Raw genomic sequence first — 15,517 nt, 5'->3', positions numbered from 1 at the left:
TCAACGCGCAGCCGTCATCAGCTGGTGGCTGATTCCGGACACTATATCCAGTTCACTCGGCCCGATGTGGTCATTGCCGCCATTCTCGAGGTTGTAGATACAGTGCGGGTGGAAAACAACGGTGTTGGCGATTTTCGTTGATAGAAGGTGTCCTGTTGGGCCTCGCATTCTCAAACAAACAAACAAACAAACAAACAAACAAATAAATAAAGGACCAGGACAATATGTCAGTTAAACTTCTTCCGGTTTCGCACTGCTTACAGCATTGCCTCCAGCGGCGGTGGCCGCTGACGACTTTCCAAAGCGTCAGACAGGTTTGTGGGTGCCGACGGGCTGGTTCGTGATCGTGATCATCCGCACCTTCGGCTCCGACGCTGATCTATAGGTTGTCGCCGACTTATAATTCTGCGAGCCGGAGTCGCCCACGTTTCCCATTCCACATACGCTCGAAAGCTGGAACTTTCTTCCTCCTGCGATGTTCGCGCAGCAACCTCGGGAGTGCCGGATGAATCTCAAGCCTGGCCTACGGTCCGTCCTATGCGCCTTCGCCGTCGCGGTGGTGCTGATGAACTTGTCCGCCGTGGTGCCGGCTGCCGCATCTCCGCATCATTGCCAGACGGCTCATGATGACGGTTCGGTCGACCATCATGACGATACGGATGTCCAAGCGGGCTGCTGCGGCAGCATGCACTGCTGTCCGATGCTGCCGCACCTTCCTTCGCCGCGGCTACCCTCGGCGATTCAGGACAGGCCTCATTCCCATGTAAAGGTCGAGCAGCCCCTGCTGCTGGTGACCTCTATCGATCCGCCTCCACGACCTCTTGCTACGTGACCATGAAGACATTCTTACGAAACGGGAGTTCAACATGAACAACGTAATCAAGATCGCAATCGCAAGTGCGCTTCTTTCCCCGGCTGCAATCGCAACGGCCGGTCCGGCGTCGGCCCAGACGGCCTATCCGTCCAAGTGCAAGTCAGAAATGTCGTCGGGCGGCGACATGTCCATGCAGGGCCACGAGATGTCTGGCATGGCCGAATTCCAAAAGGAATCGATGGACGGCATGAAAGCCATGAACATGAACATGGTGCAGGGCATGATGAAGAAGGATCCGGACGTGTCCTTCGCCTGCGGAATGATCGCCCACCACATGGGAGCGATCAGCATGGCGCAGGTTGAGCTTAAGTACGGCAAGAACGCCGAGACGAAGGCGCAGGCCCAGAAGATCATCGACGACCAAACCAAGGAGATCAAGGAACTGACTGCCTGGGTCGAGAAGGAGGCGAAGTGATGCACCACATGTCTACCGAGATGAAGGAATGCATCGACAACTGCCTCGTGTGCTATCGCGAGTGCCTCTCGATGGTGATGGGGCACTGCCTCGAGATGGGCGGGAAGCACACCGAACCCTCCCATTTCAAGCTTATGATGGCCTGCGCGGAGATGTGCAGGACGTCCGCCCACCTAATGCTGATCGGCACCGAACACCACAGGCACACCTGCCAGGAATGTGCGGAGATCTGCCGCCAGTGCGCTGACGACTGCGAACGTATCGGCGACATGCAGAGCTGCGTCGACGCCTGCAGGAAGTGTGCGGATAGCTGCGAGAAGATGGCCACCTGATGGAGAGGCGAACCCGGCAATGGTCCGGTCGGGTTCGCCACCTCGAGCCGGCGGGGATGTTCGTTTTGAGAGGAGCTTCTAACCGCTGACGGTGAGGCCCTACATCAAGACAAATGGTACACGTAAATCAGCTCCGAAAATCGGGGCCAGTCGAATGGCCGCAGCCTCGTGCTTGCTCGATCTCGCGGACGTCAAAAAACGCGCTGAATTCGCAGGTGCGCTGCGAACAACATGCTCAAGCCAGAAATGCTCTAACCACCAGACCTACGGCGGCGACGGTTCCGACGCCGGCCAGCCACAGCCCGATAAACCACGCCGTCTTTCGAAGAGCCTCGCCCATCAGTGGTATCCCTCTTGCGGGTCGATCTTGCCGCGGAAGACCCAATAGGCGTAGGCAGTGTAGGCAAGGATCATGGGGACGAGCACGACGGCTCCCACGAGCAGGAACTTCAGCGAACTCGCCGGAGCGGCGGCGTCCCTGATCGTGAGCACGCCGGGAATCATGTACGGATAGAAGCTGATCCCCAGGCCGACGAAGCTCAGCACGAACAGGCCGAGCGCCGACAGGAAGGGCTGCAGATGCTTGCCGTGAGTGAGGCCGTGCCAGAGCAAAAACGCGCAAAGCGCAAGCATCAGCGGCACGAGGGAAGAGAAGAAGGCGGTCGGCCAGCCGAACCATCGTTCGAAGTATATCTCGTTGATGAACGGCGTCCAGAGCGACACCGCGCCGATCAGCGCCAGGAGACCGAGACTCAGTGGACGCGCGAGCTTTGCAGACCGGGCCTGGATCTCTCCGGACGTCTTTAGATTAAGCCACGTCACCCCGAGCAGCGCATAGCCGATGAGAACCGCAACGCCGGTCATGATCGAGAAGGGGGTGAGCCAGTCCCACCAGCCGCCAGCATACTGCCTTCCCTCGACGGTAATACCCTGTACGAGAGCTCCAAGAGCAATCCCCTGCATCAGAGCCGCGACCGATGATCCGATCCAGAAGCCGAAGTCCCAAAGGTGCGACTCGTGGTGCGTGCGCCACCGGAACTCGAAGGCGACGCCCCGGAAGATCAGGCTGACCAGCATCAGGATGATCGGCATGTAAAGCGCCGGCATGATGATCGCGTAGGCCAGCGGGAACACGGCCATGAGGCCGCCGCCGCCGAGCACCAGCCACGTCTCGTTGCCATCCCAGACGGGAGCGATCGAGTTCGTCATCACATCGCGGTCGCGCCTCTGGCGGAAGAACGGGAAGACGATGCCGATTCCGAGGTCGAAGCCGTCCAGCACGACATAGGCGAGGACCGCGAAGGCGATGATCCCTGCCCAGACGAAGGAAAGATCAATGTCCATGTCGTCCTCCAATCGGATGATCCTGTGCAGCACCTGGCATAATGCCCGCCGTCCGGATCGGACCAGCATCCAGTTCTTGATCCGCATCCAGAGGGGTCGGCGACCGCCGCATGAGCTTCAGCAGATAATAGACGCCCACACCGAAGACCACGAAGTAGACGGCGATGAAGATGAGCAGCGAGGTCCCGACTGCGGGAGCGGAGACCGGCGAAAGACTCTCGGCGGTCCGAAGGTGCCCGTACACCGTCCAGGGCTGACGGCCGACCTCGGTCGTGTACCAGCCGGCAAGCACCGCTACGAAGCCGGAACCTCCCATTGCCACCGCGACACGGTGGAGCCACGGCGTGTCATAAAGGGTTCCCTTCCAGCGCGCCCAAAGAGACCAAAGCCCGACGCCGAGCATCAGAAAGCCGAGGCCTACCATGATCCGGAAGGTGATGAACGGCATGAGCGCCGGAGGACGCTGGTCGCGGGGCCATTCCTTCAGACCCTTGATCTCGCCGTTTAGCTCATGCGTTAGGATCAGCGAGCCGAGCTTCGGCACCTCGACCGCGTAGCGGGTTGTCTCCGCCTCGTCGTCCGGAATGCCGAACAGGACGAGAGGAGCGCCGTTCTTGTGCGTCTCGTAATGTCCTTCCATGGCTGCGATCTTCGCAGGCTGATGTTCGAGCGTGTTCAGGCCATGCAGGTCGCCGACGAAGATCTGTATCGGAGTAACGATTGCCGCCATCCACATCGCCATCGAGAACATGATCCGGGCCTGGCGGTTCGTCCGGTCCTTCAGCAGATGCAAGGCGCCGACTGCGCCCACTGCGAAGGCGGTGGTCAGGAAAGCCGCCATCACGGTATGGGTCATCCTATATGGGAAGGACGGGTTGAAGATGATCTTCCACCAGTCCTGAGGAACGAAGACGTCATTGGCGTCGACTCCGAATCCAGCCGGCGTATGCATCCAGCTATTGGCCGCCGTGATCCACGTCGCCGAGATCAGCGTTCCTATCGCGACCATGGCGACAGCCACCATGTGGGCCGTGTCTCCGACGCGTTTGCGGCCGAACAGGGCGATGCCGAGGAAGCCCGCCTCAAGGAAGAAGGCGGTAAGGACCTCGTAGCCCATCAGCGGTCCGATGACCGGGCCCGCCTTGTCCGAGAAGGCGGACCAGTTGGTGCCGAACTGGTAGCTCATCACAATCCCCGATACGACGCCCATGGCGAAGGTCACTGCGAAGATCGTCTTCCAGTATTCGAAGAGCTTGAGATAGGCTTCGTCGCGCTTCCAGAGCCAGAGCGCGTTCAGGACGGCGAGGTAGCTTGCCGTCCCGATCGAAAAGGCGGGAAACAGGAAGTGGAACGAGACGGTGAACGCGAACTGCATTCGCGCCAGCATCTCCGCATCGAAACCGAGGAAGGTCATGACGACTCCATTGTTGAAGACCCTCGAACTTAGTGCCGCCGCCCCGGTTCCGGCGCGGCATCGTGACTGAATGGATCGGCCTGTCGAACCCCAACGTAGGGAGATATCTGTCCAGGCCAACCACACCCTGCGTCGCGCGTCGGTATGTCACGTCCCGAGGCGCCGGGCGGGGTTGACATCAAGCCGTCGTCGCCCCCCAGCTACGGTAGAAGATGTAGCCCGCGACAACGAAGATAAGCGCCGCGAAGAGACGGTTGAGGATGTTCTTGTAAGCGCTGAGCCGTGTGGCCAGCATCATGCCGAGGATGCCGCCTGCGACGCCTCCACCGATAAACTCGGCAGCAAGCCACCAGTCCACGAGGCCGGAGGCGGCGTAGTTCAGCGCAGTCGCCAGCCCGAACGCGCCGACTGACAGGAGCGACGTGCCGATCGCGTTGATCATCGGCATGCCGGTCGCCAGCATTAGGCCTGGCACGATCAGGGAGCCGCCGCCGATCCCGAAGAAGCCGGAAGCCGCGCCGGCGGCTAATGCGACCGCTGCGGTGACCAGGCACATCCTGAGGTCGACCGGCCGGTTTTCGACGGAGGTCGGCTTCCTCGGCTTGAGCATCAGGGCGCCGACGACGACCATCAGAATGCCGAACAGGAAGATCAGCCGGTCTCCATCCATCGCCTTTCCGAGGCTGGAGCCGGCAAGAGCGCCGATGACGCCAAGTGCGGAAAACACGGCTGCACAGCGCCACCAGACATGGCCCTTGATCGCATGGCCTGCGAAGTTGGCGAAGGCGTTGACCGAGACCGCAAGCGCGCCGGTTCCGATCGCGATATGAGGTTGAGCGACGCCGACGACGTAGAGGAGGAGCGGGGTCGCCAGGATCGAGCCGCCGCCGCCGAGCAGGCCCAGCATGAAGCCGACGATCCCGCCGGAACCGACGGCCGACAGAACGGAAGGACTCATGTCTTTCTGCTCCAGACCTGGTCGTAAAGTGTCATACCGATGAGCATGGCGACCACGAACAGCAACGTCTGTGGAATTCCAACCGACAGAGAAGCGACGGCAGGGCCGGGACAAAAGCCGCCTATTCCCCAGCCGAGGCCGAAGAGGGCCGAGCCGGTGACCAGCGGCCCGTCGATCCTCCGGCTCGTGGGAACATGGAAGCTGTCGTCGAAGGCGGGATGGCGCATCTTCTTCATCACCTGTACGCCGATGAAGGCGACGGCGACGGCGCCGCCAAGAACGAAGGCAAGACTTGGATCCCAGTTGCCGAAGACGTCGAGGAAGCCCTGGACGCGAACCGGATTGAGCATGCCCGAGAGCGACAGGCCGAAGCCGAAGACGATGCCGGACAAGAGCGCGGCGCCGAACTGATAGATGTTTCTGTTCATAGTCCGAGACCTCGTAGAACGGTGACTGCGACCACGCCGGCCGACAGGAAGGTGGCGACGGCCACCATGGATCGTGGAGAGAGGCGGGCAAGCCCGAGCACGCCGTGGCCGCTGGTGCATCCGGAGCCCATGCGAGAACCGAAGCCGACCAGCAGTCCGGCGACGATGATCAGCGGCCAGCCCGCTGCGATCTCGACGGTCGGCCATCCGTCGAATGCAAGCAGGTACACCAGCGGACCAAGCAGCAGTCCCAGCACGAAGGCGAGATTGGTGGTCAGTTCGACGCCTTGGGCCAGACGCCCGACAATCCCGCTGATCCCGGCGATCCGGCCGTTCAGAAGCAGGAGCATGACCGCGGATACGCCGATCAGCATGCCGCCGGCCAGAGACTGGAGATAGATGTTCATGTCTCTCCCTTTACGCAGAAGATGTCATAGAGGGCGGAGACCAGTTGTGCGGCCTTCTCTTCGGCTAGCCGGTAGAAGATCTGCTTTCCCTCCCGCCGTGTTTCGACAGTTCCGGAGCTCCGCAGCACCGTCAGATGCTGGGAAAGATGCGGCTGATGGATGTCGAGCTTTTCCTCGAGTTCGCTGACCGAAAACTCGCCTTCGACCAGCGTGCAGACGATCATCAGACGCGCCTGGTGGGACAACGTCTTCAGGAGATTGGCGACCTCTCCGGCCCGGCCGGCCATCTCGGAGGGGGAGAGCTCCGCCTTCATCGTCGTCTTAGTATTGGTGCTCATTCCCATGCCGCTCCCTGCAATGCATCGAGCGGGAACTTGAGGTAGCGCTTACCGTTGGCCTCCGGCTCCGGCAGACGCCCGCCCCGGATGTTCACCTGAAGCGCATGCAAAATGAGCTTCGGCATCGGCAGCGTCTTGTCGCGCTTCGTCCGCAGCGCCACGAACTGCTCTTCGGTCACTCCGGCAATATGCGGGTTGGACTTCCTTTGCTCGGCGACAGTGCTTTCCCAGCGAGGCGCGCGACCGTCCGGCTGGTAGTCATGTCCGGTGAAGATGCGGGTCTCGTCCGGGAGTGCGAGGATGTCCTGGATCGACTTCCACAGGATGCGGGCGTCGCCGCCGGGGAAGTCGGCGCGCGCCGTGCCGCTGTCGGGCATGAACAGCGTGTCATGGACGAACGCGGCGTCACCGACCACATAGGTAATCGAGGCGAGCGTGTGTCCGGGTGAGAAAAGGACCTTCGCATCGATAGATCCGACCTTGAATGTCTCGCCATGGGCGAACAGCCGGTCCCATTGGGAGCCGTCGGTGGCAAGCTCCGGCCAATTGTAGATGCCCTTCCAGAGTTTCTGGACATCCATGACGCGCTCGCCGATGGCGGAGCGGGCATTGGTCTTCTCCTTCAGATACTGGGCCGCAGAGAAGTGGTCGGCATGCGGATGGGTGTCGAGGATCCACTCCACGGTCAACCCCTTGTCGCGGACGTAGTCGAGGATTGCGTCGGCATTGATGGTCGCGGTCGCTCCGGCCTTCTCGTCGAAATCGAGCACCGGATCGATGATGGCGCATTTGTTCGTTACTGGATCAGAAACCACATACTGAACACTCCAGGTGCGCTTGTCGAAAAAGCCCTTGACCTGCGGTCGATGCGACGCGTGTGTCTCAAGCCAAATGGCAGAGGCGCTTGTGTCGAAGCCGCGGCTGCGTCCGAATTCGACGACCTCGTCGGCAGTCATGCGTCCGTCAAGGACCTCACCGATCAGGTAGAGGTTCAGCGAGCGCTTGCCGGTTTGGCAATGGGCGAGGACGGGACCTTCAGATTCATCTACCGCACGCTGAAAAGCACGTACGTCCGCCTCGGTGATCGAGGCTGCGGTGACCGGGATGAAGGAATAGGACAGCTTGCAGTGTTTCGCTTCTTGGGCCTCGGTCTCTGTTCCCGGCTGTCCGGGCTCTTCGTTATCCGGTCGGTTGTTGATAATGGTACTAAACCCTTCGTGGCGAAGCGATTGGATGTCATCAATGCTGGGCTGCGACGAGATCGAAAGCTTCTCGGACAATTTGGTTACAGGCATGACTGGCTTCCTATTCAAAATTCGATATATGATATATAATAATATATAATGTTATTATGTCAAGCCAGTCCAAGGCTCAGACAGGGAACGAGGCTTTCACGAACCAGCGGCTTCCTCTCTCGAATGCCGGCTACCTCCCAGGCGGTCGAGAGCCATCTGGACGATCGACAGCCCGAGCCCGCTTCCATGACCAGGCCCCTGGTCGAGATTTTCAACGACGACGTGCTGCTCCTGTTCTGAGCCTCGCACGCGGCGACTAACCTCGCCGCCCTTGGGGGAGTGCTGGATAGCGTTCTCTATCAGATTGCGCGCCACGAGACGCACCAGCACCCGGTCTGCCCTTATTTCGACGGGCGCGGGGCTCGTGTCGGCGACCTCGACGGCAACCCGGACGTCGGCGTTCGATAGCTGTGTTTCCAGTTCAGAAGTGACTTCCGAGAGCAGCACCGATACGTCTATCAGCTCGTCGGCGGAAGCGCCTTTGGTCGAGGCGAGTGTCGCGGGCGCGGCATCCAGCATTGGCGGCAGGAGTATTGGTAACATAGGATGAGGGGCTCCTGAATGCGACCCGCTTTGGTTGTTCAGTGCTTGCCGGCAGCCGGGCCTCGCGATTGATCGGCATCAAGGTGACCGCAGCGCTTGAAGGGCAGGATTACCAAAGGGGAGGTGCTTATGAACGCAATGAAGACAAAATAGATATATCGGATGTTGGGGAACCGCGCCAAGTTGCTCCCGCCCTTGCGGCCTCATTCGTAAATCGACCGGAGACGCGCAACGCTCGTGAGCAGGGTCGGCTCCAGGGGGGAAAGGCTCAATGAAATTTCTTCCGGAGCGAAAGATTTTCGTAGCACTGCTTGCCGCTTTCACGCTAACGGCAGGCATATCCGGTTTCCTTGCGGTGCGACTAGCTGTTCGGACGATTTACTGGTCCAGTCACCAAGACGAGCCAATAGAGGAGTGGATGCCGCTCGGTTATGTGGCTAATTCGCATGGCGTCTCCCCGATCCTGCTGCAGACAGCGTTGGGGCTTCCGGCAGGCGTACGTGATCGAAGCCCATTGGGCGAAATAGCAAGGAAGCAGGGCAAGTCATTCGCGGAGGTCCGTAGAACTCTCGAAGAGGCGATTGCCGCTAAACGCAATCAGGACATCGAACCTGGTCGCAATCCTGCGGGCCAGTAGAATGGCGGAGTGGCTTTTCATCCTGATCGACGAACAGGGCGTCTATGCGTTGTTCATCGTCCTGATGGTGAATTGCCTCGGGGTGCCATTCCCGACGTCGCTTGTCATGTTGGCCATCGGCTCTTTTGCTGAGCAAGGGGAGTTGACCCTCCTGCCATTCTTCGTTGCCGGCCTTTCCGGCGCCATCGCCGGGGATCAGGCCGGATATCTCCTCGGGCGCTCGGCTTCATCTCGGCTGTTCAAGATGGCGCAGAGCATTCAATGGCTAGATAAAGCGCTGAAACAGGCCGAGCAGCTTGAAACGCGATGGGGAGATGCGGGGATATTCTTCAGCCGCTGGCTGCTCAGTCCACTCGGACCATATGTAAATCTTTTCGCGGGGATGAGTCGCTATTCGTGGGTCCGTTTTTCGGTCTGGGATGCCTTGGGTGAGGCAATCTGGGTCGGCGCTTACATGAGCTTGGGGGTGGCGTTCAGCAGAAGTATTCAGAAAGTAGCAGATCTCCTAGGCAACGCGACCTGGTTGGCTGCGTCTGTCGTCATGACGGTTTTTTTGGGTTGGAAACTCATGTCATTGTTGGCCGGAAGGAAGCGCGCCGGTCCCTCATAACACCGGCGGTTGATCCAAAGTACTACATGCCGAAGCGCTCCCATAAACCGAAAACCGGGATTTCAGGCTTGGTGCGGCGCGCCGTCAGCATCAGATTGATGGGGATCAATGAAACTCAGCCGCTGAGATGGTTCTCTGAAATCCCGATGAAGGGAAAAGGAGAAGCATCATGGAAAGACGACGATGGCCACGACTGTTCCCAGCATGATCGCGTACCTACTGCGCTTGCCCATCGCCAAACCTACATTTTCGCGTGGAAATCCACTATGAAGGGCGTGCACACGTTCAACATTGCGCCAGATCAATTCGGGTTAATGCCCATCTCGTCTGGCGCAAACAATGCAAGCTAGCCACCAACCGAGCGCAACCACGATGACTGTCGATGCGAGGAACAGGTGAGGGAATCTGAATGTCCGCCGGTGCACGAGAACTGCTCAATTGGAAACCTTGCGATCTGGAGCGGCTGCTGGAATTACATGCGTGGAAAGGCGGCGTTCGGGCTCTGGATGACGGCGTCCACCTTCGATCTGCTGCTCGACGGTGGCGCTGGGCTGACCATCCCCACCACCGTGAGCGGCGACACCGGCACCGCGATTACCGACATGGAACTGCTCGCGACCACGCCGGTCGCTGAGCTCCGCGAACTGGCATTTCCCTATCCTGGCGATGCGACAGATGTCTTCACGCTGAAGACGGACCGGGGCACTGGCTATCTGGACCAGGGCACCGGCGCGCTCCTTGCCTGGGCTGATCTGACGGCCTGGGACGTTCGGCGTTTTCGGTATCCGGTCGGCACTCGTCGGTATCGACGGCGAGATGCGGGCCATAGGTCTACGGCCAGATGCTGAGCCGTGGGCCATCGCGGTCGAGGCGCCCGACTCCGACCGCAGGGCTCCGCACTCGATCCTCTCGCTTCATGACGCGTCCGTCGCGACGTCCGGAGACTATCGTCATTGGGTCGAAGTCCAGGGGCGGCGCCTGTCGCACACGATGAACCCGCACCGCGGCATGCCAGTCACAGACGCACCCGCCTCAGTCACCGTCGTCGCGAGAACCTGCGCTGAGGCGGATGCCTGGGCGACCGCGCTGATGATCCTTGGATTGGACGCCGGCGGTGCCTACGCCCTAAAGCATGGTCTCGACGCTCTGTTTCTCGTGCGCGACGACGTCGGTGACATCAATGCGCACCCGGTGGGAGCGCTCTTCTCGAAAGTGCCGCGTCCGCCTCGAGCCGCACCGATTGACCGACATCAAGGCTGAGAAGCCCAATCGATGAAAGCCTTTCGAGCGGAAAATCGCGTCAAATAGAATTGAGCCGAATGGATTATGTTAGCAAAGACCGAATCAAGACAGCCCTTCTAATGATGGCATTGGCGGGCCTTGTGTCGGGGCTCGCGCTGCACTTTTCTGGCCGGACAGACGCCGCCGGCATCGCCTGGTCACTCGGCGTCATCCCGGTCCTTGCCGCGCTCCTGCTGGAAATTCTTCGCAGCCTGTGGCGCGGCGAGGTCGGGCTCGACATCGTCGCCGCCATGTCCATGACAGCCGCACTCACATTCGGAGAAACGTTGGCCGCGGCCGTCGTCGCGGTGATGTATTCGGGCGGCACCTTCCTTGAGAGCTTCGCCGAAGGCCAGGCACGGCGGGAGATGCAGGATCTCCTCTCGCGTGTCCCGCGGACGGCGACGAGGCATCAAAACGGCGAACTCGAGGACGTGCCGCTCGACGAGATCAGGCCGGGCGACCGCTTGCTGATCCGGCAAGGGGACGTCGTGCCCGTGGATGGCACGATCGCCTCGGATGTGGCTTTTCTCGATACCTCGCCGCTGACCGGGGAATCCCTGCCGGTCCGTCTCTTGCGCGACGCGGAGGCCATGAGCGGCTCGACCAATGCCGGCGAGGCCTTCGACCTGAAGGCAATCCGCCGAGCGAGGGAAAGCACCTATGCCGGCATCGTCCGGCTTGTCGAAGAGGCTCAAAGGTCGAAGGCGCCGATGTCCAGGCTGGCGGATCGCTGGTCGCTCGGCTTTCTCGCGGTCACCGTTGCGCTGGCCTTCGCCGCCTGGTGGTTCACGGGCGATCCGATCCGAACCGTCGCGGTGCTGGTCGTGGCCACCCCCTGTCCCCTTATTCTGGCCGTGCCGGTGGCATTGGTGGCCGGGCTGTCGCGGGCGGCGCATTTCGGGGTTCTCATCAAAGGGGCGAAGCCGCTCGAGGCGATGGCGCGCATCCGAACACTGATCCTCGACAAGACGGGCACATTGACTGAAGGACGCCCGCAGATCGTCTCGATCGACAGCCACGACAGCATGTCCGAAGGCGATATCCTGCGCCTAGCCGCAGCGCTCGATCAGGCATCAAAGCATCCCGTCGCCCAGGCTATCGTCGCGGCTGCGAAGGAACGTGGCCTCGTCTTGCCGGTGCCGTCGGAGGTAACCGAGATCCCAGGCGAGGGCGTTGTCGGGAGCGTGGATGGCCACCAGGTCATCGTGGGCGGCGACGGATTCGTGACCCGGCGCGTCGGGCGAACGAGAGGCAGTCACCCGGCTCTCGCAGCCGGATCTGTCCTCGTTGCCGTCGCGGTGGACGGTCATCTGGCGGGGTATCTCGTCATGGCCGATCCCTTGCGCGACGGTACAGAAGCCATGCTGACGGGACTGCGGCGGGAAGGCGTCGGACGCATTCTTCTGGCGACTGGGGATCGTGCGGAGGTGGCCGAACGCGTGACCGAAGGCCTTGGTCTGGACGGCCTTCGGACGGGACTGACCCCCGACCAGAAGGTCCTGCTGGTCCTGACCGAGCGCAAGAACGGTCCGGTCATGATGGTCGGCGATGGCGTGAATGATGCTCCGGCGCTCGCCGCCGCGGATGTGGGTGTGGCCATGGGCGCGCGGGGTGCTGCAGCTTCGGCAGAGGCTGCCGACGTCGTGCTGCTCGTAGACCGGATCGATCGCCTCGGGCCGGGCATCGAGATCGCCCGGCGCTCCAGGCGCATTGCGGTCGAAAGCGTTTTGGCCGGGATCGGTCTGTCAGTGCTCGGGATGGTGGCCGCAGCCTTCGGTTATCGCACGCCGGTGCAGGGCGCTCTCCTTCAGGAGCTTATTGATGTGGCCGTGATCCTGAATGCGCTGCGTGCCCTGCGGATCGAACCGCATGAATCTTCTGCTTCGACGGTTGCGACTGAACCGGAGCCGTAAATTTCCGAGTTGAAGGAATACCCATCATGAGCCGCCTCCCGCACGCCGAAATCCATATGGCTCGTCGGATCGACTGGCTCCGCGCAGCGGACTGGGCGCCAGTAACGGGATCGTCCGACGTCAAGCCTCGTGGGGCGTTGCCGCGGCCGGTCCGGGGCAGACGGAAGTGCTGATAGCCGGCCTTGCCGGGCTCGTTGCAGGCGCGATGTCCATGGCAGCGGGCGAGTATGTCTCGGTCAGTTCTCAGACCGATGCCGAAAAAGGCGGACCTCTCGCGGGAAATGCGTGAACTGGCGGAAACGCCCGAAGCGGAGCTGGAAGAGCTTACACGGATCTATGTCGAGCGCGGCCTCGATCGTGATCTTGCCGAAAAGGTCGCCGTATAACTGACCGAACGTGACGCCCTCGGGACGCATGCCCGCGACGAACTTGGGATCTCCGAGACGGTGACCGCGCATCCGAAACAGGCAGCGGTAGTCTCGGCTTTGACCTTCGCTGCCGGCGCGGTCGTTCCCCGGATCGTCGCTCTCTTGTCACCACCGGCGCAGACCACACTCGTCGTGGCGGTCTCCACGCTGGTGGCGCTCAGCGTCCTCGGCAGCTTGGGCGCGTCCGCCGGTGGGGCGGGGATTGTCCGTGGCGCCGTGCGTGTGACCTTCTGGGGGCACTCGCCATGGCTGCAACCGCGGCGGCGGGGAGGATATTCGGAGCAAGATTGGGATAGAATTTTGCGACGAAGGCAAGAGGGGCCGGAGAACAGGTCTCTGTTTCCATTGGGCATGAGGAGTGTAGAAGAACGCGTTATTGCCATGCGAACATTCCTTGAGGACGGGTCTAAGCGGCGCTACGAAACAGTCCGACACGGTCCTCAGTAGCGAGCAGTTCACGCAAGGTGTCAGCCGCCCACGACTGTCGCAAGTTAAGATAAATCCTGCGGGGGAACGCCTCATCACCCGAAACGTGGCAACGGGCTCATAGAAGTCCCAGTCACGTTGGGATTCCTGCGGCTTTTTCACGCGAAGCAGATACATGTCGTGAACCATGGTGCCGTCTTCGCGAATTCGGCCATTCTTCACGTACATGTCGTTCAAGCTGGTACTACGCAACCGGCCGATAAGTGCTGCCGGCTCGGTACTGCCGACGTCTTCCACGGCTTTCAGGTACTGCAGGGTTGCGGAATAATCTGCCGCCTGCAGGGAGGAGGGCATACGATTTTGACGGGCGTCGAAGCGTTCCGTCCATTGGCGGCTTTCTGTGTCGCGCGTCCAAAACCAGCTGTCGGCAAGGTAAAGATCCTGCGCTTTCTCAAGTCCATCTCATGGACGTCATCAATGAAGGTGAGCAATCCGACCAGCTTCATGCGCCCGGTCAGGTTCATCTTCTCCATAGCCGCCATGGCTTTGAGTAGCTCCGCATGGCCGTTGGCAAGGCCGAGAACCTCTGCCTTGCTGTCGCGCGCCGCCTGGAGAAAGGGTGAGAAATCGTTCTCTCCGTGCGGGTTCTTGACGGAGCCGACCACGGTGCCGCCAGCCGATTCGATAGCATGCGTGCCGTGCGCCTGAAGCTCGCGGCCGAAGGGGTAGTCGGCGGTCACAAAGAACCACCGCTTTAGTCCCTGGCGCGTCAGCGCCAGCCCCGGCACGGTTGCTAGGCCACGGTGCTATAGGCGTACTGGATGATAGAAGGCGCAGATCGCTCGCGTGCTTGAACCGACGTGTCGGCGCCGACCACCAAAATCGGCTTGCCGTGCTGTGCTGCAACAGCCGTCATCGCCAGGCTGGGGTCGGAATTGACGCCGCTAATCACCATGTCAACATCTTCGTCCCTATAGCATCTCTGTGCGATTTGAGCGGCTTCTCGCTGGTCGTTATGGTGATCGCTTCCCGTCGGCTCGAGAGCGTCGGCAATCGTCAGCCGTCCCGGTTGCGTGCTTCATGTACGAGACGAGACAAAGTCATCGACGCTGTGCTGGTAGCGCGCTTGCAGCCCGGCGTTTCCAAAGTCAACCTTCCATCTCGCGTGCGTTCTCTGTACCGATTAGTCCACGCAACGCGCTGCAGGCTGGATCAGCTCCATCAAATAGCGTCTCAGGGGATGTCCATCCGGTCGAGATGCCAATGGCCGTGGCAATTGCCCAGCCCGGCTCGTCGCCGGCCTTGTCGATAAGACGCGGTACATCGGACTCCAAGCACTGCCGCGACTGCTGCACGATTTCGACAGGCGCATTTGCGCGTTCGAGATGTTGCCGCATCTCGGCGTGAAGGGGATCGACAACGAACAGTGTAAACATCCAGGCAGCAATATCTGCAATCATAATCTGGTCCCGTAGCCTGCGGCATCTGTCGGTTTGAGGTCCGACATCGTGAACGCGCCGAGGACGATCACCAGAGGGGCCCGGACCAGCGGGTCGAGGATGATCTGGGAAGCTGAGCGGCAGTATTCAAGGCTTCAATGTCCTTGACGGCGCATGCCGTTCTGGTCGATTACATCGCATCCGTAAACTAAGCGCTCCCCCGCATATCCTATTCCTTGTCACCTAGACGTCGCATGGAGAAGACGAGGCTGAGTTCAAGGCAACCGAGAAAGTTCTGGCGATTGCGCTGCCAAACTTCGTTTATTTTTCATCCTGGGTTGGAAAACTTGGTTCGAATTCTTCTAAGACCAAGGCACCGTTGTGCACTTGCTGTTTACGCTTCGTAACGCCGCGTCGTTCGCCGATCGAAGC

The 15,517-nt window shown here is 60.8% G+C and carries 18 protein-coding genes and 3 pseudogenes; 10 read left to right on the top strand and 11 right to left on the bottom strand.

The features are described 5' to 3' along the window. Positions 1 to 505: 505 nt before the first annotated feature. The 3 genes from EDE05_RS26425 to EDE05_RS26415 are packed head-to-tail and all read left to right on the top strand — an operon-like array spanning position 506 to position 1,621. Positions 506 to 832 (top strand): hypothetical protein, encoded by a 327-nt coding sequence (locus tag EDE05_RS26425; protein WP_105374944.1) that lies wholly within the window; start codon positions 506 to 508, stop codon positions 830 to 832. A gap of 34 nt (positions 833 to 866) precedes the next feature. Next, a complete protein-coding gene (locus tag EDE05_RS26420; RefSeq protein ID WP_105374943.1) occupies positions 867 to 1,289 on the top strand; it encodes a DUF305 domain-containing protein in 423 nt (140 codons plus the stop codon). Beyond that, positions 1,289 to 1,621, top strand: coding sequence for a four-helix bundle copper-binding protein (locus tag EDE05_RS26415; RefSeq protein ID WP_105374942.1), 333 nt, complete (start codon positions 1,289 to 1,291; stop codon positions 1,619 to 1,621). The genes EDE05_RS26420 and EDE05_RS26415 overlap by 1 nt, the downstream gene beginning before the upstream one ends. Before the next feature lie 339 nt (positions 1,622 to 1,960). Here EDE05_RS26415 and cydB read toward each other — a convergent pair whose 3' ends face one another. From cydB to EDE05_RS26370, 8 genes are all read right to left on the bottom strand, one after another. Then, entirely contained in the window at positions 1,961 to 2,965 is a 1,005-nt protein-coding gene (gene cydB / locus EDE05_RS26405) for a cytochrome d ubiquinol oxidase subunit II (protein ID WP_112796904.1), read from the bottom strand. After that, entirely contained in the window at positions 2,955 to 4,379 is a 1,425-nt protein-coding gene (locus EDE05_RS26400) for a cytochrome ubiquinol oxidase subunit I (RefSeq protein ID WP_105374939.1), read from the bottom strand. The genes cydB and EDE05_RS26400 overlap by 11 nt, the downstream gene beginning before the upstream one ends. Before the next feature lie 178 nt (positions 4,380 to 4,557). After that, complete coding sequence (locus tag EDE05_RS26395) at positions 4,558 to 5,337, bottom strand: sulfite exporter TauE/SafE family protein (RefSeq protein ID WP_208325241.1); 780 nt, start codon at positions 5,335 to 5,337, stop codon at positions 4,558 to 4,560. Continuing rightward, positions 5,334 to 5,765, bottom strand: a complete 432-nt coding sequence (locus EDE05_RS26390) for a YeeE/YedE family protein (protein ID WP_112796906.1) — start codon at positions 5,763 to 5,765, stop codon at positions 5,334 to 5,336. The genes EDE05_RS26395 and EDE05_RS26390 overlap by 4 nt, the downstream gene beginning before the upstream one ends. After that, positions 5,762 to 6,172, bottom strand: a complete 411-nt coding sequence (locus tag EDE05_RS26385) for a YeeE/YedE family protein (protein WP_105374937.1) — start codon at positions 6,170 to 6,172, stop codon at positions 5,762 to 5,764. The genes EDE05_RS26390 and EDE05_RS26385 overlap by 4 nt, the downstream gene beginning before the upstream one ends. Next, on the bottom strand, positions 6,169 to 6,516 hold the full coding sequence (gene bigR, locus EDE05_RS26380) for a sulfite-sensing transcriptional repressor BigR (RefSeq protein ID WP_112796908.1): 348 nt from the start codon (positions 6,514 to 6,516) through the stop codon (positions 6,169 to 6,171). The genes EDE05_RS26385 and bigR overlap by 4 nt, the downstream gene beginning before the upstream one ends. Next, the gene (gene blh, locus EDE05_RS26375; protein WP_112796911.1) at positions 6,507 to 7,805 is read right to left on the bottom strand and encodes a bifunctional sulfur transferase/dioxygenase Blh; all 1,299 of its coding nucleotides are present in this window, start codon (positions 7,803 to 7,805) and stop codon (positions 6,507 to 6,509) included. The genes bigR and blh overlap by 10 nt, the downstream gene beginning before the upstream one ends. Positions 7,806 to 7,901: 96 nt before the next feature. Further along, positions 7,902 to 8,348 carry an ATP-binding protein gene (locus EDE05_RS26370; RefSeq protein WP_105374934.1) on the bottom strand — a complete coding sequence of 149 codons (447 nt, stop codon included), beginning with the start codon at positions 8,346 to 8,348 and terminating at the stop codon, positions 7,902 to 7,904. A gap of 271 nt (positions 8,349 to 8,619) precedes the next feature. Here EDE05_RS26370 and EDE05_RS26365 point away from each other — a divergent pair, with 271 nt between their 5' ends. The 7 genes and pseudogenes from EDE05_RS26365 to EDE05_RS26335 all read left to right on the top strand — a co-directional run bounded on the left by EDE05_RS26365 (position 8,620) and on the right by EDE05_RS26335 (position 13,516). Continuing rightward, positions 8,620 to 8,985 carry a hypothetical protein gene (locus tag EDE05_RS26365; RefSeq protein WP_105374933.1) on the top strand — a complete coding sequence of 122 codons (366 nt, stop codon included), beginning with the start codon at positions 8,620 to 8,622 and terminating at the stop codon, positions 8,983 to 8,985. A 1-nt stretch (position 8,986) separates the two neighbouring features. Further along, positions 8,987 to 9,595, top strand: coding sequence for a DedA family protein (locus EDE05_RS26360; RefSeq protein WP_105374932.1), 609 nt, complete (start codon positions 8,987 to 8,989; stop codon positions 9,593 to 9,595). A gap of 26 nt (positions 9,596 to 9,621) precedes the next feature. Then, positions 9,622 to 9,945, top strand: coding sequence for a hypothetical protein (locus EDE05_RS26355; protein WP_134103302.1), 324 nt, complete (start codon positions 9,622 to 9,624; stop codon positions 9,943 to 9,945). A gap of 126 nt (positions 9,946 to 10,071) precedes the next feature. Next, positions 10,072 to 10,359: pseudogene (locus EDE05_RS26350) on the top strand (N-acetylglucosamine transferase); the annotation flags it as partial. A gap of 13 nt (positions 10,360 to 10,372) precedes the next feature. Further along, a pseudogene (locus EDE05_RS26345) lies at positions 10,373 to 10,855 on the top strand (FAD:protein FMN transferase); the annotation flags it as partial. A gap of 59 nt (positions 10,856 to 10,914) precedes the next feature. Next, the gene (locus EDE05_RS26340; RefSeq protein ID WP_134103299.1) at positions 10,915 to 12,792 is read left to right on the top strand and encodes a heavy metal translocating P-type ATPase; all 1,878 of its coding nucleotides are present in this window, start codon (positions 10,915 to 10,917) and stop codon (positions 12,790 to 12,792) included. Positions 12,793 to 12,818: 26 nt separating this feature from the next. Beyond that, positions 12,819 to 13,516: pseudogene (locus EDE05_RS26335) on the top strand (VIT family protein). Between the two features lie 432 nt (positions 13,517 to 13,948). On the opposite strand, the gene EDE05_RS27470 reads toward EDE05_RS26335, so the two are convergent. The 3 genes from EDE05_RS27470 to EDE05_RS26315 form a co-directional block, all read right to left on the bottom strand. Next, positions 13,949 to 14,386 carry an ABC transporter substrate-binding protein gene (locus EDE05_RS27470; protein ID WP_162712238.1) on the bottom strand — a complete coding sequence of 146 codons (438 nt, stop codon included), beginning with the start codon at positions 14,384 to 14,386 and terminating at the stop codon, positions 13,949 to 13,951. 53 nt (positions 14,387 to 14,439) lie between these two features. Next, the gene (locus tag EDE05_RS27465) at positions 14,440 to 14,700 is read right to left on the bottom strand and encodes an ABC transporter substrate-binding protein (RefSeq protein ID WP_281033756.1); all 261 of its coding nucleotides are present in this window, start codon (positions 14,698 to 14,700) and stop codon (positions 14,440 to 14,442) included. Between the two features lie 94 nt (positions 14,701 to 14,794). Further along, positions 14,795 to 15,106, bottom strand: coding sequence for a hypothetical protein (locus EDE05_RS26315; RefSeq protein ID WP_112796923.1), 312 nt, complete (start codon positions 15,104 to 15,106; stop codon positions 14,795 to 14,797). Positions 15,107 to 15,517: the final 411 nt, after the last annotated feature.

This window comes from Neorhizobium sp. R1-B, assembly GCF_004368875.1.
In the GTDB taxonomy this organism is placed as follows: domain Bacteria; phylum Pseudomonadota; class Alphaproteobacteria; order Rhizobiales; family Rhizobiaceae; genus Neorhizobium; species Neorhizobium huautlense.
This window is presented reverse-complemented; position numbering and strand designations above follow the sequence as displayed.